Consider the following 24,704-nt stretch of genomic DNA (forward strand, 5'->3'; position numbering starts at 1 on the left):
TGGATGTTTTGTTCATCCGCTGATTATTGGTTTTTATGAACCTTGATAAATTAGGAAAAATTTTTCTCACATGAAAATGAACAAAATGGGTCAACTTAATAACAACAAAAGAAATTGGTTTATAGGCTACGCTTATTGAGAAAGGTGGATTCTTATGCTAGATTTTACCTGGAAGTTTTTCTCCAAAACAGGAAGCATTGAAACGTATTTGCTTTTGAAAGAAATGGAAAAAGACGTAAACGATGAGATGGATCAACATGAAGAGGAGTTAGCGCATCTAGACTCTCCAATTTCTTGACCCGTTTTGTTCAAACCTTGGATGGTGACGAACATGTTTCAAAAAGTTGAGGGCATTGTTATCCGTACGACAGATTACGGAGAAACAAATAAGATTGTTACAATATACTCACGGGAATTTGGTAAGGTAAGTGCAATGGCAAGAGGGGCGAAAAAGCCGAAGAGTCGGTTAGCAGCTATTTCGCAACTTATGACACATGGTCATTTTCTTATTCAAATGGGATCTGGACTTGGAACTTTGCAACAAGGCGAGATTATTTCATCTATGAAAGAAATTCGCGAGGATATATTTTTAACTGCTTATGCATCATTTATTATCGAATTAACTGATAAAGCAACAGAAGATAAGAAGCATAATCCGTATTTATTTGAAATGTTATATCAAACGTTGCATTATATGTGTGAGGGTGTTGACCCAGAAGTATTATCATTAATTTATCAAACGAAAATGCTTCCGGTATTAGGGATGCACCCGTACTTTGATACATGTGCTATTTGTCATCAAGAAACAGATTTTGTCGCCTTCTCTGTCCGGGAAGGCGGTTTTCTGTGCTCTCGTCATGCGGAACAAGATCCGTATCGTATTCCGGTGGGAGAGGCTGTTCATAAATTATTACGTCTCTTTTTTCATTTTGATTTACACCGACTCGGTAATGTATCGGTGAAGGATAGTACAAAAAAACAAATGCGCACAGTATTGAATACATATTATGATGAATATTGTGGGATTTATTTGAAAACAAGGCGTTTCTTGGAACAACTTGATAAGTTTCAAATATAAAAAGGGCCGTATACGGTCCTTTTTACATACTTTCTTTTTCGAATAGCATATTTAGTATATAATATTTAAGAGATAGTATAACTTTTTTCGTTGTGCATTAAAGGTGGTGATTATCATAGAGCTGAATAAACGGCAAGAGCATATCATTCAGATTGTAAAAGATCACGGTCCTATTACAGGGGAGTCAATTGCTGGGCAATTGGGTTTAACACGTGCAACGCTAAGACCAGACTTAGCAATTTTAACGATGGCTGGTTATTTAGAAGCGCGTCCACGTGTAGGTTATTTTTATACGGGTAAAACCGGGGGACAGCTATTATCTGAAGCTGTTAAGAAAATTAAAGTGCAAGATTATCAATCTAGACCGGCTGTAATTGATAAAAATGTATCAGTATACGATGCAATCTGTACTATGTTTCTAGAGGACGTTGGTACATTATTTGTTGTAGATCAAGCTACTTTATTAGTTGGCGTTGTATCTCGTAAAGATTTATTACGAGCTAGCTTAGGAAAGCAGGATTTAACCTCTCTTCCGGTTAATATTATCATGACAAGGATGCCAAACATTGCGATGTGTCGCAGGGAGGATTCTTTATATGATATTGCGATGGAATTAATAGAAAGACAGATTGATGCGTTGCCAGTTGTGAAGGATACGAAACAAGGTTTAGAAGTGATTGGACGAATTACAAAAACAAATATTACACGTGCGTTTGTAAATTTAGTAAATAACGAATAAGTGTAATTTGTTTAAAGTGAGGTAATGTAATGGATAATAAAATCGTATATGTCGTATCTGACTCGGTAGGAGAAACGGCTGATTTGGTTGTTAGAGCGGCAATGGGACAGTTCCCATTCGCTCCTGATATTAGGCGTGTACCGTATGTAGAAGATACAGGGACATTAAAAGAAGTAATCTCGATTGCCAAGAACAATCAAGCGCTTATTTGTTTTACGTTAGTAAAGCCTGATATGCGTCAATATTTATTGACAGAAGCGGCAAAAGAAGGAGTAGAGGCATACGATATTATCGGACCTCTTATCGATCAAATTGAAGAAATTACAGGGCAAGTACCAAGGTATGAGCCAGGTGTCGTTCGAAGATTAGATGAAGAGTACTTTAAAAAAATTGAAGCGATTGAATTTGCAGTTAAGTATGATGATGGTAGAGATGCACGTGGTATTTTAAAAGCTGATATCGTGTTGATTGGAATTTCACGTACATCAAAAACACCACTTTCACAATATTTAGCGCATAACAAACGTTTGAAAGTTGCTAATGTACCACTTGTACCGGAAGTGGATCCGCCTGAGGAATTATATCAAGTGGCAAAAGAGAAATGTTTCGGTTTGAAAATTATACCAGATAAGTTAAATCATATTCGAAAAGAACGATTGAAGTCACTTGGATTAAGTGATGGAGCAACATATGCAAATATTAATCGTATTCAAGAAGAAATTGATCATTTTGAGGAAGTAATTAGTAAAATAAATTGTCAAGTGATTGATGTATCAAATAAGGCAATTGAAGAAACAGCAAATATTATTGTGAATGCAGTGCAAAACCAAAAAATGTTTTAGCACATTTACCAAAGGTGAATGTGCTTTTTTCGCTCGTGAGAAGGCGTTAGAGGAAGATGCGAAGTAGAGCATGAACTTTCGGCTTAGTAATAGAATATAGCGGAATGGTTATACTTATATTCTTCTGTTTTTTAATTATGCTAAAGGAACGATTTCGTTATCTTTAAGTGTAAGATGAAAATTAAAGGGATATGTAGCGTAGTTGAAGAAAATATATTATAATAAAAAATTGTGATAAAAACCTATATTTTACGTTTAGACTTTAATTTTTCAGAATAAACTAGGGATAGGATTTTCGAAAAAGACATGTATTTACGTTAAATCGACAAAATCTAGACAAGAAAACGCACATTATGGAAGGATTCACAGAAGGGATGTAGAATACAGAAATATGCAAAACATCAGATAAGATATTATTTGATGCAGATGCGTATCCCGTGAAGAATGCAATTGTGCAAGTTGGAACAAAATTTTATGTCGAAATTTTGTTTGTCGTATCCTATGCTCATCGTTCAAGAAAACAGCAAGGTAATTGGGTCTATGTAGATTCTGAGCAAGATGAAGTTGATTGTTATATTTATTAACATGCAAAAGCTACAGATCTCATGATCATACAGGCTATAGTGCTTCTTGCTAGTCTTCTTGTGAAAAAGGAGTATATGTATTGTCTCCAGGAGATACATTTGTAACAGATGAGCAAATGTATACAATTTTATATAGTAGTATGTATCTGCGAATTTACGCAGACTGGGGACTTATACGAAAGGTCCAAAATCGTTTACACAATGTGATCGACAGTACTTTCTAACAAATTTAGAAAAATATTGTCGAATTATAAAGGAATCTTTTAATTTATATCGAATACAAAATACGACACGGAGATGGAGTTATGGGGAACAGAATTCCTGAAGAAGTTGTTGAACAGATTCGGACATCATCCGATATTGTAGAAGTGATTGGTGAGTATGTTCAACTTAGAAAGCAGGGGCGTAACTATTTCGGCCTTTGTCCATTTCATGGTGAGAATTCTCCTTCATTCTCTGTTTCATCTGATAAGCAAATTTTTCATTGTTTCGGATGTGGAGAAGGTGGAAATGTATTTTCTTTTCTTATGAAAATGGAAGGACTTGCTTTCACAGAGGCTGTTCAAAAGCTTGGCGAAAGAAATGGAATTGCAGTTGCAGAATATACATCAGGGCAAGGACAACAACAACAAGAAGACATATCTGATGACACTGTCATCATGCAACAGGCTCATGAACTTTTGAAAAAGTATTATCATCATTTATTAGTAAATACAGAAGAAGGAAATGAAGCACTTTCATATTTATTAAAACGTGGTATTACAAAAGAGATGATTGAGAAATTTGAAATTGGTTATGCATCACAAGCTTGGGATGCAGCAACGAAAATTTTACAAAAAAGAGGTTTGTCGCTATCTAGTATGGAACAGGCTGGCCTTCTTGTAAGAAGTGAGAAGGATGGCAGTCATTATGACCGCTTCCGCGGAAGAGTTATGTTTCCGATTTATACTTTACAAGGTAAGGTGATAGCGTTTAGTGGAAGGGCATTAGGAGATGATACTCCGAAATATTTGAATAGTCCTGAAACACCGATTTTTTACAAAAGTAAGCTGTTGTATAATTTCCACCAAGCAAGGCCATTTATTAGAAAACGTGGGCAGGTTGTCCTTTTTGAAGGTTATGCCGATGTACTAGCCGCGGTGAAAAGTGGTGTGGAAGAAGCTGTTGCGACAATGGGAACAGCTTTAACTGAAGAACAAGCGAAACTTCTGCGACGTAACGTTGAAACTGTTGTTCTTTGCTATGATGGTGATAAAGCAGGGCGAGAAGCGACGATGAAAGCAGGGCAATTACTATTGCAAGTTGGTTGCCAAGTGAAAGTTACATCCTTGCCAGATAAGCTTGACCCTGATGAATATGTGCAACAATATGGGACAACCGCTTTTGAAAATCTTGTGAAATCAAGTATAAGTTTTGTTGGTTTCAAAATAAATTATTTGCGTTTAGGGAAAAATTTGCAAGATGAGTCTGGCAAAGAAGAATATGTAAAAAGTGTTTTAAAAGAGTTATCATTGCTACAGGATGCGATGCAGGCGGAATCATATTTAAAATCATTATCGCAAGAATTTTCGTATTCAATGGAAACACTTTTGAATCAATTGCACCAATATCGCAAAGAACAAAAGGTACAGCAAAAACAAATAAAGCAGGTTTCTAAGCCATCTCAAATTGTTCAAACGAAACCGAAATTAACAGGTTTTGAAAGGGCAGAAAGAGAAATTATTTACCATATGTTGCAAAGTGCAGAAGTGACAGTGCGTATGGAACCTCATATAGAAGATTTTTATACAGAAGAACATAAAGGGATTTTATATGAACTATACGCATATTATGAAAAGGGAAATGAACCTTCAGTCGGAACATTTTTAAGTTGGCTCTCTGATGAAAAGTTGAAAAATATTATTACTGATATTTCGACGGATGAATTTATTAATCCAGAGTACACAGAAGAAGCGTTACAAGGTCATTTGGAGGCGCTAAGACGCCATAAAGAAAAACTTGAAAAGATGGAAATTATCTTTAAAGTAAAACAAATGGAAAAAACAGATCCTGTAGAGGCTGCTAAATATTATGTGGCATATTTACAAAGTCAAAAAGCAAGAAAATAGCTTTTTCGATAAAGTTTTAGTATAATGAATGTTTGTATCTCGCGTAAGGAGGGGAACAGATGGCTGATAAACCAGCTCGTTCTAAACAAATTGAAACTGAAATGACCCTTGAGCAAGTGAAAGAACAACTCACTGAGCTCGGAAAAAAACGTGGCGTTCTTACATATGAAGAGATTGCAGAACGCATGAATGGATTTGAAATTGAATCCGATCAAATGGATGAATACTATGAATATTTAGGTGAACAAGGGATTGACTTAGTTGGTGACAATGACAACGACGAAGGTCCTAATAATCGTCAAATTACAAAAACGGAAGAAGAATTTGACCTTAATGATTTAAGTGTGCCGCCAGGTGTGAAAATCAATGACCCTGTTCGTATGTACTTAAAAGAAATTGGTCGTGTAGACTTACTATCTGCTGAAGAAGAAATTCGACTTGCGACACGTATTGAAGAAGGCGATGAAGAAGCAAAACGCCGTCTTGCGGAAGCAAACTTACGTCTTGTAGTAAGTATTGCAAAGCGCTACGTGGGCCGTGGTATGCTTTTCTTAGACTTAATCCAAGAAGGAAATATGGGTCTAATTAAGGCAGTTGAAAAGTTCGACTACCGTAAAGGTTTTAAATTTAGTACGTATGCAACTTGGTGGATTCGCCAAGCTATTACACGTGCGATTGCAGACCAAGCGCGAACAATTCGTATTCCAGTTCATATGGTTGAAACAATTAATAAGTTAATCCGTGTACAACGTCAATTATTACAAGATTTAGGACGCGAACCATCTCCTGAAGAGATTGGTGAAGAAATGGATCTTGCTCCAGAAAAAGTACGCGAAATCTTAAAGATTGCACAGGAGCCAGTTTCTCTTGAAACACCAATTGGTGAAGAAGACGACTCCCATTTAGGTGACTTTATCGAAGACCAAGAAGCAACATCGCCTGCGGACCATGCAGCGTATGAATTGCTAAAAGAACAATTAGAAGATGTGTTAGATACACTAACAGATCGTGAAGAAAATGTTCTGCGTCTTCGTTTTGGTTTAGATGATGGACGAACTCGTACGCTTGAAGAAGTTGGGAAAGTATTCGGCGTAACGAGAGAACGTATTCGTCAAATTGAAGCGAAAGCACTTCGCAAATTAAGACATCCAAGCCGTAGTAAGCGTCTTAAGGATTTCTTAGAATAGGCTACCTTTAAGTTTACTTCACTTTTGTGAAGTAAACTTTTTTGTTTTGTTAATTTTTGTTAAAATTTAGCTATCGGCAACGATTACAATTTCTTGTAATTTATTTTACAGAATTGTCTTTTGATTTGCAAATGCTCATTTTTCGATTTTTCGATTTATTTTGTTTATTATATACAAAATAATATGTAGAAAAGTAAAAAATATGATGAGAAACGTTAGTAATTATCGAAATAATATGCGATATAATAGTGAAAATCAATAAAATGAATTTACGGAATATTTTTAACAAGTAGTAGTTTGCTCTTTTCTGATAGGGCGTTTTCAAGTACAATATAAATGACTGAATCATCTAACTATTTAGCGGTATAGAGGGGGGAGAAGAGATATGAAACGTAATCCGTTGATTCCGTTCGCTCTTATTGCAGCATTAGGTATTATCGTTATGTTTGTATTTTCATTTCAGGGGCTAAATAAATCTAAAGAGTTAGCTGATGCAAAAAATGGTGGGAAACCAGCACAAACAGCATCAAAGCCAGAGGATATTGTAAAGCAAAGCTGTACGAGCTGTCATGGTGATCAGTTACAAGGAGCGGTAGGCCCTAATTTACAAAAAATTGGTGGGAAACTTTCAAAAGATGAAATTAAAGAAGTTATTTCAAAAGGAAAAGGAAATATGCCGCCAAATATAGTTCCAGCTGATCAAGCGGCAAAAGTAGCTGATTGGTTATCGAAGAAAAAATAAAGTATAGAAAAACAAGCCTTTTGCTTTTTGCAAAAGGCTTGTTTTTCTATACTATCTAAAATACGATTAGTAATAGAGAATTGAAGTATTGTTATGGACTTGCAACAACTACTATAAATTCATTATCATGGAGACAGACTGAGAAGAGAAGGAGTAATGGAAATACATGAATGAAGTAAAGCTTTCGAAACGATTAGAAGAAGTTGTGAGGGAGATTCCGGTAGGCTCGACAGTAGCTGATATTGGATCGGATCATGCGTATTTACCGTGTTATACAATTATAAATAATATTGCTACAAAAGCAGTTGCAGGAGAGGTTGTAGATGGACCGTTTCGCTCTGCACAAGCAACTGTAGCTGAAAGTGGCTTACAAGATAAAGTAGACGTTCGTAAAGGGAATGGATTAGCTGTTATAGTGCCAGGAGAAGTAGATGTTATTACGATTGCTGGTATGGGTGGAGCGTTAATTCGTGACATTTTAGAAAGTGGTAAAGAAAAATTAGAAGGTGTAACACGTTTAATCTTACAGCCGAATATTGCAGCACACCATATCCGTGAATGGTTTATTGAAAATGGATGGGAGCTTATCCGTGAGAAAATTGTAATAGAAGACGGAAAGATTTACGAGATTTTAGTCGGAGAGCGAGGAGATACAGCAGTACCTTACTCTGAAAATAAACAAGCTGAATTGTTTATGGGTCCATTTTTAATAAAAGAAAAAAGTGAAGCTTTTATTGAAAAGTGGGAAGGGGAATTGAAAAACTTCCAAAATATTTTAAAACAGTTAGAACGTGCAGCAGAGTCTGAAGAGACAAAAGCGAAGCGTGCAGAAGTAGAAGCGAAAATGAAAATGATAGGAGAGGTTTTATCATGAGTAAGATTCCGAATGGTCATGAAATTATTTCTTTGTTTGAAGGTATGTATCCGAAGCATTTAGCGATGGAAGGGGATAAGATTGGCTTACAGATTGGAGCGCTTAATAAACCTGCCCAGCACGTATTAATCGCGTTAGATGTAACTGAGGAAGTTGTGGACGAGGCGATCCAATTAGGAGCGAATATCATTATAGCGCACCATCCTTTAATCTTTAATCCATTAAAAGCGATTCATACAGATAAGGCGTACGGAAGAATTATTGAAACGTGTATTAAAAATGATATTGCGGTTTATGCGGCGCATACAAATGTAGATATTGCTAAGGGCGGGGTAAATGATTTACTTGCTGATGCGTTAGGGTTACAAAATACAGAAGTATTAGCTCCTACATATGCAGAAGAAATGAAAAAAATTGTTGTATTTGTTCCAGTAACCCATGCAGAAGAAGTGCGCAAAGCTCTTGGAGATGCGGATGCAGGTCATATCGGTAATTATAGCCACTGTACGTTCGGTAGCGAAGGGGTAGGTACGTTTATCCCTCAAGAAGGTACAAATCCTTATATCGGAGAAACTGGGCAGTTAGAACGTGTGGAAGAGATACGTGTCGAAACGATTATTCCAGCTTCATTACAAAGAAAAGTTATTAAAGCGATGTTGGCAGCCCATCCATATGAAGAAGTGGCATATGATGTATATCCGCTTGATAATAAAGGTGAAACATTAGGTCTTGGTAAAATAGGGTATTTACAAGAAGAAATGACGCTTGAGCAGTTTGCTTTACATGTGAAACAATCATTACATGTAAAGGGTGCAAGAGTTGTTGGAAAGTTAGATGATAAGGTGCGTAAAGTAGCTGTACTTGGTGGTGACGGTAATAAATATATAAACCAAGCGAAATTTAAAGGAGCAGATGTATATGTAACAGGTGATATGTATTATCATGTTGCTCACGATGCGATGATGATTGGTTTAAATATAGTCGATCCAGGACATAACGTTGAAAAAGTAATGAAGCAAGGTGTACAAAAACAATTGCAAGAAAAAGTAGATGTGAAGAAATTCAATGTACACATTCACGCTTCGCAGTTACATACAGATCCATTCACATTTGTATAAGAAAAATAAAAACCGTTGCTCATGTAGGCAACGGTTTTTATTATTGTTCTTTTTTCACTTTTACACGAGGTAGTATCTTTTGAAGTGGTACTTTTCGAATTCTGTCCCATGTAGCTGGATTCATTGGGTCATATTGATCTAAGAAAGCAATAACTTCTTTTGTAATTGGCGTTGGAGTAGAAGCACCTGCTGTAACAGCTACGTTTTCTACACCTTGTAGCCATTCTAATTGGATTTCACTTACGTCTGCAACGCGGTATGCTGTCGTACCAGCGATTTCTTGTGATACTTGTGCTAAACGGTTTGAGTTGTTACTTTTCGGATCACCGACAACAATTGTTAAATCTGCAACATCAGCTTGTTTAGCGACAGCTTCTTGGCGAACTTGAGTTGCTAAACAAATTTCCTTGTGGAATTCTGCTGTTGGGAATTTTTTCTGAATGTCCTCCATTAAATGTTGAACATCCCATTGACTCATTGTTGTTTGATTCGTAACTAAAATTTTATCCGTTGGAATTTCTAGTGTTTTTAAATCATCAGCTTTTTCGATAAGATGAACGATATCAGGTGCGATACCAACTGCGCCTTCTGGTTCTGGATGATTTTTTTTGCCGATATAAATGACATGGTATCCTTCAGCTTTCTTTGCTTCGATAAGGTCATGTGTTTTTGTAACATCTGGACAAGTTGCATCAATTGTCGTTAAACCTTTTTCTTTTGCACGTTGTTTAACTTCTGGAGAAACACCGTGTGCAGTGAAAATAACAGTACCAGAATCGATTTTATCTAAAATTTCTAATCGACTTGGACCGTCTAATGTAATGATGCCATCCTCTTCGAAAGCATCTGTGACATGCTTATTGTGAACAATCATACCTAAAATATAAATGGGTCTCGGTAATGATTTATCTAATGCGGCATTACGTGCAATAACCATTGCGTCAACAACACCATAGCAATAACCACGAGGGGAAATTTTAACAATCTTCATGTGAGTAATCCTCTCCTTCTAAACAAGGGATACTTTTGTGCATAGTCCATTACATTATAAAGGAGGAGTGGATAGAAAACAAAGGATTGTTACACATATAGTTTTGGTTTTGTTACTGATTGTTGAACGGGTTCTTTCGGAACCTCTTTTTCTATTACCGGTTCAAGCACTATTTTTTTTCGTTTCCTTTTTGGAGGTGGAGGAGGTGGAGTTGCTACCTCAACCTGTTCTGTTGCATCTTCAGTTTGATTTTCTTCCGTACTTTTTCCAGAGGTGAGGATTTTAACAATGCTTGGTAGACTACGCATAATGGGACCGTACTGTTCGACAACAGGACCGACAGATTGCACGACTTGAGATACTTTTTCGATATTATTTATCATATTAGTTGGGTTCGAAATTAAATTTGAAAAAAAACTACCGATGCCGCTGCTAGATGCCGCTGCAGTTGTAGCTGACGCAGCACCACGTGTATCATTTGATTCATACATTTGAGGTGGTATCATCTGCTCTGGATATTGCTGCATGTATGGCTGATATTGTTGTGTATATTGTTGTTGGTATGGCTGTTGCTGTTGATATTGGGGCGGCGGTTGTTGGTGCATCATCGGTGGCCCTTCCATTTGTCGATAAGGAGGGACCATTTGCATGAAAGGTTCGGTTGGATCGTGTTTTTTAAAGAGTTTAGCAAGGAAACCTTTCTTTTTTTGAGCCATCGGTGGTAGTTGTGGAATCGGATATGGTGTGTAAGATTGTTGTCCTCGATTCGGATACATTTGTCTTATAGGGGATTTCGGAAACATGTGGGAAATCCTCCTTTCTTCAGTTAGGTATATACACATACAATATGCAATGGAAGGAAAGAAGGTTAGTTTTTGAGATAAAAACCTAAACTAAAGATGGATTTTACTTGTAGATTTCGATATAATGTAGACTTGACTGATTTGTGCGCAGTAGAAATTTTAGAAAGAAGGTGTAACTTATGACACTACAAACTTTTACACAGTATGATTTTAAACCATTTTTAATAGATGCAGTTCGTGAACTACGCTTTACAGAGCCAACAGGAATTCAAAAGAAAATTTTCCCGGTCGTGAAAAAAGGTGTGAGTATAATTGGACAATCCCAAACTGGTTCTGGGAAAACACATGCATACTTACTTCCTACATTAAACAGAATTGATGCAAGTCGTGAAGAGGTACAACTTGTTATTACAGCGCCTACTCGTGAGTTAGCACAACAAATTTACGAAGAAATTGTGAAACTAACAAAGTTCTGTGCAGAAGATCAAATGATTACAGCACGCTGTTTAATTGGTGGAACTGATAAACAACGATCAATTGAAAAGTTGAAAAAACAACCTCATATTGTAGTTGGAACGCCAGGGCGTATTAAAGATTTAGTAGAAGAAAAGGCGCTATTTGTTTATAAAGCGGATACTATTATTGTCGATGAAGCGGACTTAATGCTTGATATGGGATTCATTCAAGATGTAGATAAAATTGCGGCACGTATGCCTAAAAATCTGCAAATGTTAGTTTTCTCTGCAACAATTCCTCAAAAATTAAAACCATTTTTGAAGAAATATATGGAGAATCCAGAACATATTCATATTAATCCGAAGCAAGTTGCAGCAGGAAATATTGATCATTACCTTGTGCCTTCAAGACACCGTAATAAAACTGAATTAGTGAAAAATATGCTACTTCAATTTAAACCATATTTAGCAATTGTCTTTACAAACACAAAGAAGAAGGCTGACGAAGTAGCCGATGGATTAGCAGAACGTGGATTAAAAGTAGGGCGTATACACGGTGATTTATCACCACGTGATCGTAGAAAAATGATGAAACAAGTTCGTGATTTAGAGTTCCAATACATTGTCGCAACAGATTTGGCGGCACGCGGTATTGATATCGAAGGAATTAGCCATGTTATTAACTATGAACTTCCACCAGATTTAGATTTCTTCGTTCACCGTGTTGGAAGAACTGCACGTGCGGGTCATTCAGGTATTGCAGTGACGATTTATGATCCAGCAAATGAAGAAGCGTTAGATAGTTTGGAAAAACAACGTCATATCGAGTTTAAACATGTAGATTTACGCGGAGATGAATGGGCGGATTTAGGTGACCGTCGTCGTCGTAAGAGCCGTAAAAAACCAAGTGATGGACTAGATGTTATGGCAACAAAAGTTGTTAAGAAGCCGAAAAAAGTAAAACCAAACTATAAACGAAAACTTGCAACAGAACGTGACAAAGTGAAGAAAAAATATAGCAATAAAAAAAGATAAGGGATTTCCCTTATCTTTTTTTTATCTCACTGCTTGAGAGAAAGTCGATTAATGTAGACTAATAATTAGTGAGGGGTAGAAAAAACGTTGACTAAAGTTTCGCTTTATTGGGTTAATTTAAGTATAGAGTTCAGATTGTTCGAATAGTCCGTTTAATTTATGTAGTGCCTTTTGTGTGAACAAACAATTCGCTACATATTTCTACAAATTATGCTATCATTATATCTATTGTATATTGAAGAGGTGATTGTATGTTAAAGATTGGATCTCATGTTTCTATGAGTGGTAAGAAAATGTTATTAGCAGCAAGTGAAGAGGCTGTTTCATACGGTGCAACGACGTTTATGATTTATACAGGTGCACCGCAAAATACACGAAGAAAACCAATTGAAGAATTGAACATAGAAGCGGGAAGAAAAAATATGGAACTAAACGGTATTGAGGAAATTATCGTACATGCGCCATATATTATTAATCTTGGGAATACGACGAAACCTGAGACGTTCCAATTAGGTGTAGACTTCCTTCGCATGGAAATTGAAAGAACATCGGCATTAGGTGTAGCGAAACAAATCGTTCTTCACCCAGGTGCGCACGTTGGTGCAGGAGCGGATGCTGGTATTCAACAAATTATTAAAGGGCTTAATGAAGTATTAACGCCAGAGCAGACGGTTAACATTGCGTTAGAAACGATGGCAGGAAAAGGAACGGAATGCGGTCGTAGCTTTGAAGAAATTGCGAAAATTATTGATGGTGTGAAATATAATGAAAAACTATCTGTATGTTTTGATACGTGTCATACGCATGATGCAGGTTATGACCTTGTAAATGATTTTGACGGTGTGTTAAACGAATTTGATAAAATTGTTGGGATAAATCGTTTACAAGTACTTCATATTAACGATAGCAAAAATGTACGCGGAGCTGGAAAAGACCGTCATGAGAATATTGGTTTTGGTCATATTGGTTATAAGGCATTGCATCACATTGTGCATCACCCACAACTTACGCACGTACCAAAAATTCTTGAAACACCGTATGTAGGTGAAGATAAAAAAGATAAGAAGCCACCATATAAATTAGAAATCGAAATGCTGAAAAATGGTACTTTTGATGAAGGAATTCTTGAAAAAATTAAAGCACAATAAGGAGGGGATTTTCCCCTCCTTATTTTAATAGCTGCTGAAATAAAATATTTACTTGTTGGGCAGTGGCAGGAGTAGTTACTTTAGCGATTTGTTTTAACAAATCTAGTCGCTCGGTATTATCGTAAATGTTAATGTTTTTCCCTTTCATAAGTAAAACGATTTTATCAGCTTGTGCAGTTGTGATTGGAACTTCGTATTCTTTACTATATTTCAATAGTTCTTTTGTAGAAATATGATTTAATTTTTTGTTCACAATTTGTTTAATGAGGTTCATCGTGTTGTCCTCCTTCACACGTTCTTCTATCGAAATATATGTACGCATAGCTTGTACATATTCGTATCAAGGTGCATTTTTTCAATGGGGAAAAGAAGCTTATGTTATAATATAAGAACAAAACTATAGATAAAGACTATAAGGAGGACTTATGGAAAAAAAGCAACATCGAAAAGAAAGTGTTATTCATCTTGTATATCGTTTAGTTATGATTGTCTTTGGGGCAGCGTGTGCGGCGGTAGCGATTGAACTGTTTTTAATGCCAAATAAAATTATTGATGGTGGAATTATTGGTATTTCTCTTATATTAGATTATCTTACTCCTAATATTTGGTGGTTAAGCTTTTCTACTTTAGTTGTTATCCTCAACATTCCTTTTATGTACTCCGGGTATAAGCAAATTGGAAAAACATTCATGTTATCTTCAGCATTTGGAATTGTAGCTTTAGCATTTATTGAATCAACGTTGCATGCTATCCCGCCATTTACAACAGAGCCGATTTTAGCAACAGTTTTCGGCGGTCTTATTTTAGGGATTGGTGTAGGACTTGTTATTCGTCATGGTGGATCGTTAGACGGGACCGAGATTATGGGAATTCTATTAACGAAGAAATTACCGTTTTCTGTTGGTGAATTCGTAATGTTTGTGAACTTATTCATTTTTGCATGGGCAGCATTTGTTTTTGGTGTCGAACAAGCGATGTATTCTGTTATGACGTACTATATCGCATTCAAAACAATTGATACGGTAATTCAAGGATTAGACGAAACGAAAGCAGTTTTAATAGTATCGGATCAATATGAGGAAGTATCAAATGCGATTTTACACCGCCTTGGTCGTGGAACAACAAAACTTGTTGCTAAAGGTGGCTATACAGATAAAGAAAAAGAAGTTATTTATGCAGTTGTAACACGTCTGGAAGTGACGAAGTTAAAATCAATTGTGCATGAAATTGATGAAAACGCATTTGTTACGATTATGAATACACAAGAGACAAATGGTGGTAAGTTTAAATCAGCAATTCACTAAAAAGTTAATTGTAATATCTTTTGAAAGCAGAGAATTATTCTCTGCTTTTTGTTATAATAATAAGGTTTCTTGAAATAAAGAATATATTTTAGGCAGATTGGTTTACAACTATAATAAGCTGTACTATAATTCAAATAGAGATAAATCGGAATCATTCTGAATTAAAATAGGTGAGATGCTATGAATAATATATTGGAAATAGAAGGATTAACGTTTCGGTATGAAGATCGCAACGTGTTAGAAGATATTAATTTGCAAGTTCCGAAGGGAGCTTTTTTAGGTTTAGTTGGACCGAATGGTTCAGGGAAATCGACTTTACTTAAATGCTTATTGGGTGTTTTAAAACCAAAGCAAGGAAGTATTAGATTGTTTGGCATTGATAGTAAGAAATTTAAAGAGTGGAATAAAGTTGGTTATGTATCCCAAAAGGCAAGTAGCTTTAACTCAGGTTTCCCGGCAACTGTTTTCGAGGTTGTTTCAATGGGGCTCGTTTCGAAAAAAGGGCTTTTTCGCTTTTTTACGAAAGACGATAATGCGAAAGTAGAAAAAGCGATTGCTGATGTAGGTATGAGCGAATTTCGAGGTCGCAACATTGGAGAACTTTCTGGTGGACAACAACAGCGTGTATTTATTGCTCGTGCACTTGTAAGTGATCCGGAATTGCTTATTTTGGACGAGCCTACTGTTGGGATTGATGTGAAGAATGTGGCAAGTTTTTATGAGATACTAGAGGATTTAAACAAAAGATTGGGAATTACGTTAATTCTTGTTACGCACGATATGGGTGCTGTAACAGAGAAGGTGACGCATGTTGCATGTTTGAATCAGCATTTACATTTCCATGGGAATGTAGAGAAATTCCGAGAGTTAGAAGATGCAGAAATGTCGATTTTATATGGACATCATGTTCATCGCTTAGAACATGAACATGGGCATCACGGGAGGATATAATGATACAGGATTTTTTACAATATGATTTTTTACGTAATTCCTTATACGCTGGTATTTTAATAGGGCTTGTCGCACCACTTATCGGCGTGTTCGTTGTAATTCGCCGCATGTCGCTTATTGCGGATGCATTAAGTCATGTGACGTTATCAGGAATTGCAGCGAGTTTATTACTTGAAAAGACAATCTTTACCGGTGGGTTTTTAAACCCTTTATATATGGGGATGTTTTTTTCAATCGGTGGAGCATTGCTAATTGAAAAATTACGTACTGTATATAAACATTATCAAGAGTTAGCAATCCCGATTATACTTTCAGCAGGGATGGGGATTGGAGTTATCTTCATCTCACTTGCTAATGGATTCAATACGGATTTATTTAGTTATTTATTTGGTAGTGTAAGTGCTGTAACAAGTGCGGATTTAATTATTATTAGTATAGTAGCAATTGTTGTTATTGCGACGATTGTTTTATTATACAAAGAGTTGTTTTTACTATCATTTGATGAGGAATACGCTGTATCAACCGGTTTAAGTGCAAAGTGGATTCACTTTATCTTCATTATATTAGTTGCTCTTGTAATTGCGGTATCAATGCGTGTTGTAGGTGTTCTTCTCGTATCATCTTTAATGACGTTACCAGTTGCAGCAAGTATTCGTATTGCAAAAGGATTTAAACAAACAATTTTCTTTTCCATTTTATTTGGTGAAATTGCAGTAATTGGTGGAATGTTTGCTTCGTATCAACTTGATTTAGCTCCAGGTGGTACAATTGTTATGATAGCGGTTCTTATTTTAATTGGTGCAATTTTATGGAAGAAGAAAAAAACTGCATAAAGTAGGGATAGGTATGAATCTAACAGAAGCTTTACGCCTAATGAAGGAAAAGGGATACAAACATACAGGGAAAAGGGAAGAGATGCTGAGATTATTCGCAGCTCATAATCGTTATTTAACTGCGAAAGATGTTTTAGAGCATATGAAGGGTGATTATCCAGGACTTAGTTTTGATACGATTTATCGTAACTTAACGGTTTTTGCTGAAGTCGGTGTTTTAGAGCAAACGGAATTAAATGGTGAAAAGCATTTCCGTTTTACATGCTCCATTATGGAACATCATCATCATTTCATTTGTTTAGATTGTGGTGGTACGAAAGAGATTAATTCCTGCCCGATGGATTTTATGAATAAAGATTTTAAAGGTTATGAGGTAACGGGGCATAAGTTCGAAATATATGGTCGTTGCCCAAAATGTGCAAAATGAGAGGGCTCGTCAGTTATATAACTGACGAGTTTTTAATTTGAATGTAAAAAAAGGTTGCTCACAAAAATTGTGGCAACCTTCTTTTTATTGTTCTTGTTTTTCTTTTTCTTTTTCTTTTTCTCGTTCGGCAGCCATTTCAGCAGCGATTACATCAATTTCTTTTTTCAGTTCTTCTACCATTGTTTCTTCTGGTACTTTACGAACGACTTGCCCTTTACGGAATAATAAACCTTCTCCGCGTGCACCGGCAATACCGATGTCAGCTTCACGAGCTTCACCAGGACCGTTTACGGCACAGCCGAGTACTGCAACCTTAATTGGAACTTTAAGTGTAGAGATGTATTCTTCGACTTCATTAGCAATGCTAATTAGGTCGATTTCAATACGACCACAAGTTGGACAAGAAATAAGTGTTGCGGCATTAGATGCAAGACCGAATGATTTTAATAGTTCACGTGCAACTTTTACTTCTTCAACTGGATCAGCGCTTAAAGAGATACGAAGTGTATTTCCGATGCCTTTACTTAAAATTGCTCCAAGACCGGCGGCGCTTTTTACAGTCCCAGCAAACAATGTTCCTGATTCTGTAATACCTAAATGTAATGGATAATCAAAAGCGCGAGCAGCTTTTTCGTATGCTTCAATTGCTAAGTTAACATCAGAGGCTTTCATTGATACGATAATATCGTGGAAATCTAAGTCCTCTAAAATTTTAATATGGTGCAGTGCGCTCTCGACCATACCATCAGCAGTTGGATATCCATACTTTTCTAAAATATGACGTTCTAATGAGCCGGCATTTACACCGATACGGATTGGAATGCCACGCTCTTTCGCTGCATTTACAACAGCTTCTACTTTATGGCGACGTCCAATGTTACCTGGATTGATACGTACTTTATCAATGCCACCTTCAATTGCTTTTAAAGCAAGGCGATAATCAAAATGAATATCAGCAACAAGTGGAATGTTGATTTGTTTTTTAATATCAGCAATAGCATTTGCTGCGCGTTCGTCTGGAACAGCAACACGAACAACTTGACAGCCAGCTTCTTCTAAACGTTTAATTTCAGCAACTGTAGCCTCAACATCATGCGTTTTTGTTGTCGTCATACTTTGTATAATTAATTCATTGTTACCGCCAATTGTTAAATTACCGACTTTAACTGGACGTGTTTTTGTGCGTTGAGTCATTTCATTCACGAATTGATCGCTCTCCTTATAAAAGAAGTTTCTTATTTTAGTCCCTTACATCAATGATAGTATGTGTGAGAAAGGGCTATAGAAACCAAAGTACTCGGTTTCACTTTTACTATTGTATCAGCGCCTTTATGTAATTGACAAGGATTAAGTGATTGCTTATTGATATAAGGGGAATTTATAAGACTTTCCAACTTGGATTTTTGTAGCAGATGTATTTTTATTTAATTGCTTAAAATCATCAATTACTTTTTCAATAGAAGGAATTTTTTTCTTATTAATCGCTTCTGTAATAGAAAGAACTGTATCGCCAGTTTTTACTTCGATTGCTTTATAAGCTGTATCCGTTTCTTTTTCTGTTTCTTTCTCTTTATTTTGTTTTGTATCTGTATTTTCTTTTTTTATCGTTTGGGCAGCAGATGTTTTTTTGTATGAACTTAACATCGGTAAAGTACCGATTTTTATGTCGTAATAAAATATATAACCGAGGACAAGCACGAATAAGAGTACACCTAATCTCTTCATATCCTTCACTCCTTTGCTAGGAATATATGCTTGTCCAAAAAAAAAATGCCTATTTAGGCATTTTTTTATAGTTCTTGTTTTTCTTTCGGCTTTGGAACTTCTTTAATTGTTAAGTATAGAACGATTAAAACAACTGCAATGTAAATGAATGTTGCGCCAGGTACGTTTATTTTGCATAAATCCATAATCATAAAGAAGATTGTTGGAATTGTGTAGCTGTAAGCAGTTAATGTCCAAACTTGTTTATAAGATAATTTGCGTTGACCGCTCATCGCAGAACCGATGAAGGCAAGCAATGTAACTCCTACAAAGGTAATAAATAATTGGAACAAGTACAGTAAGAACCCAATAACGAATAATAAGATTGGATAAATACTGTCAAATAACGAAATGAAATCTTGTAAATCTTTTTTCTCAAGAGATGCGCCTAATAAGTCATTATAGGAGTATGTTTGTGTTTGACCATTCCCCATGGAGACTACTTTATCTTTTAAAACAAATAAACCTGTTTTATTTTGATATTTTTCTAAGTCTGTTGAATTTGGATCAAATACGAAAAGGGCATTTCCATCTTCTTTTTCGATAGGTTGATCAATATCAGCTGTTAGCTCGCCATTTTCAATTTTAAAATCAGGTAAATCTTTTTCGATTACTTTATTTACCATGTTAACACCATCTTGAATAACGCTACCGTACAAGAAAGTTCTTGGAATAGTAGTGATTAGGCAAAGAAGCATAATATACAAAATGGTTTTACCGATTTTTTGAAAACGGAAAAGCGCCATATCTTTAGGCGAATATACGCTTTTTGCTAGCTGTTTAAAAATGGACATAGATTCACTTCCTTTATGTATGTATAAAATCATTGTAACGTACGAATCTAGAGAAGCTCAAGATATATTATATTTACATATAGTAGAGAGGACTAAATTCCTTCTTATTAATTTACTTCTTTTAGTAGAGAAAAATACAATTGACACTTTTCTTTCGTATATGGTAAATTTATCTTACATTTTTCAAACGATATATCCGATTGGAATTTAGTTATTTTTAATGGTACATATATAATCGTGGACCCTTAGCTCAGTTGGTTAGAGCAGACGGCTCATAACCGTCCGGTCGTAGGTTCGAGTCCTACAGGGTCCATATCCATTTCATATGTTTATTATGTCAGCAGGAAGCTTCCTTGTAGAAGGAAGCTTTTTTTCGGAATATATGAGCATTTTAATTGAAAAGAAGTGGGAATTTTGCTACTTTAATGATAGCAAGACAAAGCGATTTATTTGTTTGCACCCTATGGCAATTAGGGTAGAATGAAGTTGTATGTCACTTAAGTGACAATACATAAACCGGGAGGAATATAACAATGGCAAAACACGAATTACCAAATTTACCTTATGCGTATGATGCTTTAGAACCTCACTTTGATAAAGAAACAATGAACATCCATCATACAAAACATCACAACACGTATATTACAAACTTAAACGCTGCTTTAGAAGGTCATGCAGAATTAGCTGACAAAAGCGTTGAAGAATTAGTTGCAAACTTAAACGAAGTACCTGAAGCAATCCGTACAGCAGTACGTAACAATGGTGGCGGACATGCTAACCATACATTCTTCTGGACAATCCTATCTCCAAACGGTGGGGGACAACCAGTAGGCGAACTTGCAACTGCGATTGAAGCGAAATTCGGTAGCTTCGATGCATTCAAAGCAGAATTCGCAAAAGCTGGCGCAACTCGCTTCGGTTCTGGTTGGGCTTGGTTAGTAGTAAACAATGGTGAGTTAGAAGTAACAAGCACTCCAAACCAAGATTCTCCTCTAACTGAAGGTAAAACTCCAGTTATCGGTTTAGATGTTTGGGAGCATGCTTACTACTTAAATTACCAAAACCGTCGTCCTGACTACATCGGTGCATTCTGGAACGTTGTAGATTGGAACGTTGCTGAAAAACTTTACCAAGAAGCAAAATAATTAAAGTTAATACAGCTAGAAAAAAGCTAGGGGGTTTTCTCCTAGCTTTTTTCTATGTTCTCCTTTTACATAATTGAGCTTGTCTTTGGAAGACTAGAACATGAAGTAAAGGAGAGTTGTGTATGAAGTGGAAACATGTAATCGGTGATGTTGAAGTGAATCGGGATTTAGTATTATTGCTCGTTATAGGAGGTTTATACACGCTCGCAATTTCTTTATCGAATACGTTTGTAAACATTTATTTATGGAAGCAAACACAAAATTATGTGAATCTGGGCTTGTATAATTTGGCCAGCGTTGTATTGCAGCCTCTAACATTTCTTGTGGGCGGGAAATTAGCGAAACGTATTGATCGCTCGATTTTATTGAGAATCGGTGTAGGCACGTTAGCTGTTTTTTTTATCGTCGTTTTAGTAGCGGGAAAAAGTGCATCTCACTATATTTTATTAATGGGAGCCCTTTTAGGAGTTGGTTATGGTTTTTATTGGCTCGCTTTTAACTTGTTAACATTTGAGATTACAGAACCAGAAACAAGAGATTTTTTTAACGGTTTTCTAGGACTTCTTACATCGTTCTCTGGAATGATTGGACCGATAGCAGCAGGATATACAATTTCACGTATGGAAAAATGGAGTGGTTATACTATCGTTTTCTTCCTCTCGTTAATGCTATTTGCGGTTGCAGTCGTTCTAAGCTTTTTTTTATCGAAGAGGGAATGTGAAGGACGCTATGAAATTGTGCAAGTATTGAAAGAGCGGCAAGTTGATGAAAACTGGGGAAGAATTACGCGCGCTCATTTCTTCCAAGGTTTGAGAGAGGGAACGTTTATTTTCGTTATTTCGGTATATGTCTATTTAGCATCTGGTAGCGAGTTAGCACTAGGGAAATATAGTTTAGTGAATTCTGCAGTATCATTTGTATGCTATTATTTAGTTGCTCGTATGTTAAAGAAAGAATGGCGAAAAAAAGCAATTTTACTTGGTGGCATTATTTTATATGCGGTCGTATTTTTAGTTATTTTTAATGTTACATATACGAAATTACTTATTTATGCAGCATGTATTGCGGTTGCATATCCGATTTTACTCGTTCCGTACGGCTCAATGACATACGATGTAATTGGTAGAGCAAAACAGGCGAGAGAATGGCGTGTAGAATATATAGTGGTCAGGGAATTATGGTTAAATGCCGGAAGAATTTGTTCCATTTTAAGTTTTTTATGTGCTGTCATATTTTTTCCGCCTGAAAAAAGTTTACCTTTCTTACTATGTATTTTAGGAGCTGGACATTTTCTTATTTATTTTGCAGTTAAAAATGTCAAATATGATGAGGGGAATGTGAACAAAACCAGTGTTGTAGCGCAAGGAAGCACGCAGAATCAAACTGAACCAGAAGGTTAACTTATCGCGTGTTTTATGCTAGAATAGAAAAAGATGTAAGACAGCAGTGAGGGCACCTTTATGAAGGTGTCCCTTTCACATTACATAGCTGTTGGTAGAGGGGGTTTGTATGAGCAAGAAGCAGAAACAACAAAAGAAAAAGACCCACGTTCCTTTTCGGTTAAACGTGTTGTTTTTTTGCGTGTTTTTAATGTTCTCCGCGGTTATTGTAAGGCTTGGATACGTACAAATTGTTCGTGGTGAGGAATATAAAAATGAAGTTGAGAAAAAAGAAAACTCAACGATAAGTAATCCTGTACCACGCGGGAAAATATTTGATCGTAATGGAGAAGCGGTCGTAGATAATGAGCCTATTCGTACAATTACATTTACAAAAATGAAGGGATCAACTGCAGCAGATCGCTTAGAGACGGCGAAAAAGTTAGCAGATTTAATTGAAGTCCCAACAGATAAGTTAACAGATCGCGATAAGAAAGATTATTGGCTTGCTTTACATAAAGAAGAAGCAGAAGCAAAAATCACAAAAAAAGATCGTGAAGAGTTTAAAGTGAATAAAATTGACGATAAAGAACTAGATGAACGTCAACGAAATCGTGTAACAGAAGAAGAGATTAATCAATTGTCAGCAAAAGATTTAGAAATATTGGCGATCAAAAGCAAGATGGAAAGCGGATATGCAATGACGCCGCAAATCGTTAAAAAAAATGCAACACCGGAAGAATACGCGATTATTAGTGAAAATTTAGCGAAATTACCAGGTGTAGATACAAATGTTGACTGGGAGCGAAAATATAAGTATGACGATATGTTCCGAAGTGTACTTGGTGGTGTAACTTCTTCTGATGAAGGGTTACCGAGAGAAAGATTAGATCACTATCTTGTTCGTGATTATAATCGTAACGATCGCGTAGGAAAAAGTTACCTTGAGCAACAGTACGAAGATAGTTTACACGGCACAAAAGCTGAAGTTAGAAATGTTACAGATAAAGACGGTAATATTTTAGAAACTATTAATGTGTCACAAGGACAACGAGGTAACGATCTGAATTTAACGATTGATATGAAATTACAAAAGCGCGTAGAAGAAATTCTTACAAAAAACTTAATGAGTTTTAAAGGGAGCGAACCTCTTTTAGACCGTGCATTCGTTGTAATGATGAACCCGAAAAATGGTGAAGTTTTATCTATGGCGGGGAAACAATTAGTGAACAAAGACGGCGAAACGAAAGTAGAGGATTTTGCATTAGGAACGATGACAAGTTCTTATCCGATGGGTTCAACTGTAAAAGGTGCGACAGTACTTACGGGGTATCAAACTGGTGCGATTCAACCTGGATCTGTACAGTTAGATGAACCAATTAAATTAAAAGGGACACCTACGAAGTCATCTTGGAAACAGATGGGGTATATTAATGACCTTACAGCGTTAAAACAGTCTTCAAACGTTTATATGTTTAAAACAGCGATGAATATCGCTGGGGTTCCATATGTACGAGGCGGTACGTTAGATATTCCGAAAAGTGCGTTCGATACTATGCGTTACTATTTTGGTCAGTTTGGACTTGGTGTGAAAACAGGCATTGATTTGCCAAATGAAACTGCTGGTCAAATAGGTAAAGGAAATCAACCAGGTTTCTTATTAGATTTATCAATCGGGCAGTATGATACGTATACACCGCTTCAATTAGCGCAATATATTTCGACGATTGCAAATGGTGGATACCGTATGCAACCACAAGTTGTAAAGGAAATTCGTCAGCCATCGGCGAAGCCAGAGGAAGTTGGAAAAGTGGTTCAATCCATGGAACCGAAAGTATTAAATCGTGTTGATATGCCTGAATCACAAATTAAACGTGTTCAAGAAGGATTTAGACAAGTGTTTAACGATACAGGTGGTACAGCTACAAAATACTTTGCAGGTGCACCATATAAAGCCGCTGGGAAAACAGGTACAGCTCAAACTGTATATGGCGGAGATAAAGAGATTGGTAGAAATGCAAAGGGTGAGCGTGTTGAAACATATAACTTAACATTAGTAGGTTATGCCCCGCTCGAAGATCCAGAAGTAGCATTTTCTGTTGTTGTGCCATGGGTACATGATGATAAAACAGGGATTAATGGATATATCAGTCGTGAAATAATGGACGCTTACTTTGATTTGAAAAAACAAGCATTAACTGGTGAAGCTCCGCAAGATGAAAAAGCGAAAAAAAATAAAAATCAAGATGATGAATAAAAAAGTTGTAAAAAAAGCACACTATCTGAAAAGATAGTGTGCTTTTTTTTATGCCTTACGCATATGGTTTAGTAAATGTGGACAAGCATAAAATATTGAAAAAAACATGTAGTTTCAAAAACGATGAACACAACAAGATTAGTGCA

Annotated in this window: 24 protein-coding genes and 1 tRNA gene; 19 read left to right on the top strand and 6 right to left on the bottom strand. The window is 36.2% G+C overall.

Annotation, left to right across the window (positions count from 1 at the left end):
* The first annotated feature begins 154 nt into the window (after nucleotides 1-154).
* The 9 genes from JFU18_RS21550 to JFU18_RS21590 all read left to right on the top strand — a co-directional run bounded on the left by JFU18_RS21550 (nucleotide 155) and on the right by JFU18_RS21590 (nucleotide 9,272).
* On the top strand, nucleotides 155-298 hold the full coding sequence (locus JFU18_RS21550) for a YqzL family protein (RefSeq protein WP_000883924.1): 144 nt from the start codon (nucleotides 155-157) through the stop codon (nucleotides 296-298).
* A gap of 33 nt (nucleotides 299-331) precedes the next feature.
* Complete coding sequence (gene recO / locus JFU18_RS21555) at nucleotides 332-1,078, top strand: DNA repair protein RecO (protein ID WP_002088669.1); 747 nt, start codon at nucleotides 332-334, stop codon at nucleotides 1,076-1,078.
* A gap of 106 nt (nucleotides 1,079-1,184) precedes the next feature.
* Nucleotides 1,185-1,817 carry a transcriptional regulator CcpN gene (gene ccpN, locus JFU18_RS21560; protein WP_088034669.1) on the top strand — a complete coding sequence of 211 codons (633 nt, stop codon included), beginning with the start codon at nucleotides 1,185-1,187 and terminating at the stop codon, nucleotides 1,815-1,817.
* Nucleotides 1,818-1,846: 29 nt separating this feature from the next.
* Complete coding sequence (locus JFU18_RS21565) at nucleotides 1,847-2,659, top strand: pyruvate, water dikinase regulatory protein (protein WP_085312390.1); 813 nt, start codon at nucleotides 1,847-1,849, stop codon at nucleotides 2,657-2,659.
* A gap of 889 nt (nucleotides 2,660-3,548) precedes the next feature.
* Entirely contained in the window at nucleotides 3,549-5,351 is a 1,803-nt protein-coding gene (gene dnaG / locus JFU18_RS21570; protein WP_002015179.1) for a DNA primase, read from the top strand.
* A 59-nt stretch (nucleotides 5,352-5,410) separates the two neighbouring features.
* Nucleotides 5,411-6,538, top strand: a complete 1,128-nt coding sequence (gene rpoD, locus JFU18_RS21575) for an RNA polymerase sigma factor RpoD (protein ID WP_000764062.1) — start codon at nucleotides 5,411-5,413, stop codon at nucleotides 6,536-6,538.
* A 385-nt stretch (nucleotides 6,539-6,923) separates the two neighbouring features.
* Nucleotides 6,924-7,280, top strand: a complete 357-nt coding sequence (cccA, locus tag JFU18_RS21580) for a cytochrome c550 (protein ID WP_002129130.1) — start codon at nucleotides 6,924-6,926, stop codon at nucleotides 7,278-7,280.
* 166 nt (nucleotides 7,281-7,446) lie between these two features.
* Complete coding sequence (locus tag JFU18_RS21585; RefSeq protein WP_002190695.1) at nucleotides 7,447-8,154, top strand: tRNA (adenine(22)-N(1))-methyltransferase; 708 nt, start codon at nucleotides 7,447-7,449, stop codon at nucleotides 8,152-8,154.
* Nucleotides 8,151-9,272, top strand: a complete 1,122-nt coding sequence (locus tag JFU18_RS21590) for a Nif3-like dinuclear metal center hexameric protein (protein ID WP_201031794.1) — start codon at nucleotides 8,151-8,153, stop codon at nucleotides 9,270-9,272. Before JFU18_RS21585 ends, JFU18_RS21590 begins: the two co-directional genes overlap by 4 nt.
* Before the next feature lie 40 nt (nucleotides 9,273-9,312).
* Here JFU18_RS21590 and JFU18_RS21595 read toward each other — a convergent pair whose 3' ends face one another.
* Together JFU18_RS21595 and vrrA are read right to left on the bottom strand one after the other, a co-directional pair.
* The gene (locus tag JFU18_RS21595) at nucleotides 9,313-10,263 is read right to left on the bottom strand and encodes a 4-hydroxy-3-methylbut-2-enyl diphosphate reductase (RefSeq protein ID WP_002015175.1); all 951 of its coding nucleotides are present in this window, start codon (nucleotides 10,261-10,263) and stop codon (nucleotides 9,313-9,315) included.
* An 89-nt stretch (nucleotides 10,264-10,352) separates the two neighbouring features.
* A complete protein-coding gene (gene vrrA, locus JFU18_RS21600; RefSeq protein WP_063218892.1) occupies nucleotides 10,353-11,066 on the bottom strand; it encodes a VrrA/YqfQ family protein in 714 nt (237 codons plus the stop codon).
* A 179-nt stretch (nucleotides 11,067-11,245) separates the two neighbouring features.
* Between vrrA and JFU18_RS21605 the strand changes: the two genes are divergently transcribed.
* The gene (locus JFU18_RS21605) at nucleotides 11,246-12,556 is read left to right on the top strand and encodes a DEAD/DEAH box helicase (protein WP_002015172.1); all 1,311 of its coding nucleotides are present in this window, start codon (nucleotides 11,246-11,248) and stop codon (nucleotides 12,554-12,556) included.
* A 251-nt stretch (nucleotides 12,557-12,807) separates the two neighbouring features.
* Entirely contained in the window at nucleotides 12,808-13,704 is an 897-nt protein-coding gene (locus JFU18_RS21610) for a deoxyribonuclease IV (protein ID WP_201031793.1), read from the top strand.
* 19 nt (nucleotides 13,705-13,723) lie between these two features.
* Here JFU18_RS21610 and JFU18_RS21615 read toward each other — a convergent pair whose 3' ends face one another.
* Nucleotides 13,724-13,978, bottom strand: coding sequence for a DUF2624 domain-containing protein (locus JFU18_RS21615; RefSeq protein ID WP_002088657.1), 255 nt, complete (start codon nucleotides 13,976-13,978; stop codon nucleotides 13,724-13,726).
* Between the two features lie 151 nt (nucleotides 13,979-14,129).
* Between JFU18_RS21615 and JFU18_RS21620 the strand changes: the two genes are divergently transcribed.
* The 4 genes from JFU18_RS21620 to JFU18_RS21635 all read left to right on the top strand — a co-directional run bounded on the left by JFU18_RS21620 (nucleotide 14,130) and on the right by JFU18_RS21635 (nucleotide 17,219).
* On the top strand, nucleotides 14,130-15,008 hold the full coding sequence (locus tag JFU18_RS21620; RefSeq protein ID WP_002015168.1) for a YitT family protein: 879 nt from the start codon (nucleotides 14,130-14,132) through the stop codon (nucleotides 15,006-15,008).
* A gap of 180 nt (nucleotides 15,009-15,188) precedes the next feature.
* The gene (locus JFU18_RS21625) at nucleotides 15,189-15,959 is read left to right on the top strand and encodes a metal ABC transporter ATP-binding protein (RefSeq protein WP_002015167.1); all 771 of its coding nucleotides are present in this window, start codon (nucleotides 15,189-15,191) and stop codon (nucleotides 15,957-15,959) included.
* Nucleotides 15,959-16,792 (top strand): metal ABC transporter permease, encoded by an 834-nt coding sequence (locus JFU18_RS21630; protein ID WP_201031792.1) that lies wholly within the window; start codon nucleotides 15,959-15,961, stop codon nucleotides 16,790-16,792. Before JFU18_RS21625 ends, JFU18_RS21630 begins: the two co-directional genes overlap by 1 nt.
* A 13-nt stretch (nucleotides 16,793-16,805) precedes the next feature.
* Complete coding sequence (locus JFU18_RS21635) at nucleotides 16,806-17,219, top strand: Fur family transcriptional regulator (protein ID WP_002015164.1); 414 nt, start codon at nucleotides 16,806-16,808, stop codon at nucleotides 17,217-17,219.
* 84 nt (nucleotides 17,220-17,303) lie between these two features.
* Here the strand turns inward: JFU18_RS21635 and ispG are convergent, their stop codons facing one another.
* From ispG to JFU18_RS21650, 3 genes are all read right to left on the bottom strand, one after another.
* Nucleotides 17,304-18,413 (bottom strand): flavodoxin-dependent (E)-4-hydroxy-3-methylbut-2-enyl-diphosphate synthase, encoded by a 1,110-nt coding sequence (gene ispG / locus JFU18_RS21640; RefSeq protein ID WP_162208025.1) that lies wholly within the window; start codon nucleotides 18,411-18,413, stop codon nucleotides 17,304-17,306.
* Between the two features lie 165 nt (nucleotides 18,414-18,578).
* Nucleotides 18,579-18,944, bottom strand: a complete 366-nt coding sequence (locus JFU18_RS21645) for a hypothetical protein (protein ID WP_002129120.1) — start codon at nucleotides 18,942-18,944, stop codon at nucleotides 18,579-18,581.
* Between the two features lie 65 nt (nucleotides 18,945-19,009).
* Nucleotides 19,010-19,777 carry a DUF1189 domain-containing protein gene (locus tag JFU18_RS21650; RefSeq protein WP_002129119.1) on the bottom strand — a complete coding sequence of 256 codons (768 nt, stop codon included), beginning with the start codon at nucleotides 19,775-19,777 and terminating at the stop codon, nucleotides 19,010-19,012.
* Nucleotides 19,778-20,016: 239 nt separating this feature from the next.
* On the opposite strand from JFU18_RS21650, the gene JFU18_RS21655 reads away from it, so the two are divergent.
* From JFU18_RS21655 to JFU18_RS21670, 4 genes are all read left to right on the top strand, one after another.
* Nucleotides 20,017-20,090: transfer RNA gene (locus JFU18_RS21655), tRNA-Ile, on the top strand.
* Between the two features lie 220 nt (nucleotides 20,091-20,310).
* Nucleotides 20,311-20,922: a superoxide dismutase [Mn] gene (gene sodA / locus JFU18_RS21660; RefSeq protein WP_001052029.1), complete on the top strand. Its 612-nt coding sequence runs from the start codon at nucleotides 20,311-20,313 to the stop codon at nucleotides 20,920-20,922.
* Between the two features lie 122 nt (nucleotides 20,923-21,044).
* Nucleotides 21,045-22,322 (top strand): MFS transporter, encoded by a 1,278-nt coding sequence (locus JFU18_RS21665; RefSeq protein WP_201031791.1) that lies wholly within the window; start codon nucleotides 21,045-21,047, stop codon nucleotides 22,320-22,322.
* A 109-nt stretch (nucleotides 22,323-22,431) separates the two neighbouring features.
* Nucleotides 22,432-24,558, top strand: coding sequence for a peptidoglycan D,D-transpeptidase FtsI family protein (locus JFU18_RS21670; protein WP_201031790.1), 2,127 nt, complete (start codon nucleotides 22,432-22,434; stop codon nucleotides 24,556-24,558).
* Nucleotides 24,559-24,704 lie beyond the last annotated feature (146 nt).

This window comes from Bacillus sp. TH22, from assembly GCF_016651015.1.
Taxonomy (GTDB): Bacteria; Bacillota; Bacilli; order Bacillales; family Bacillaceae_G; genus Bacillus_A; species Bacillus_A mycoides.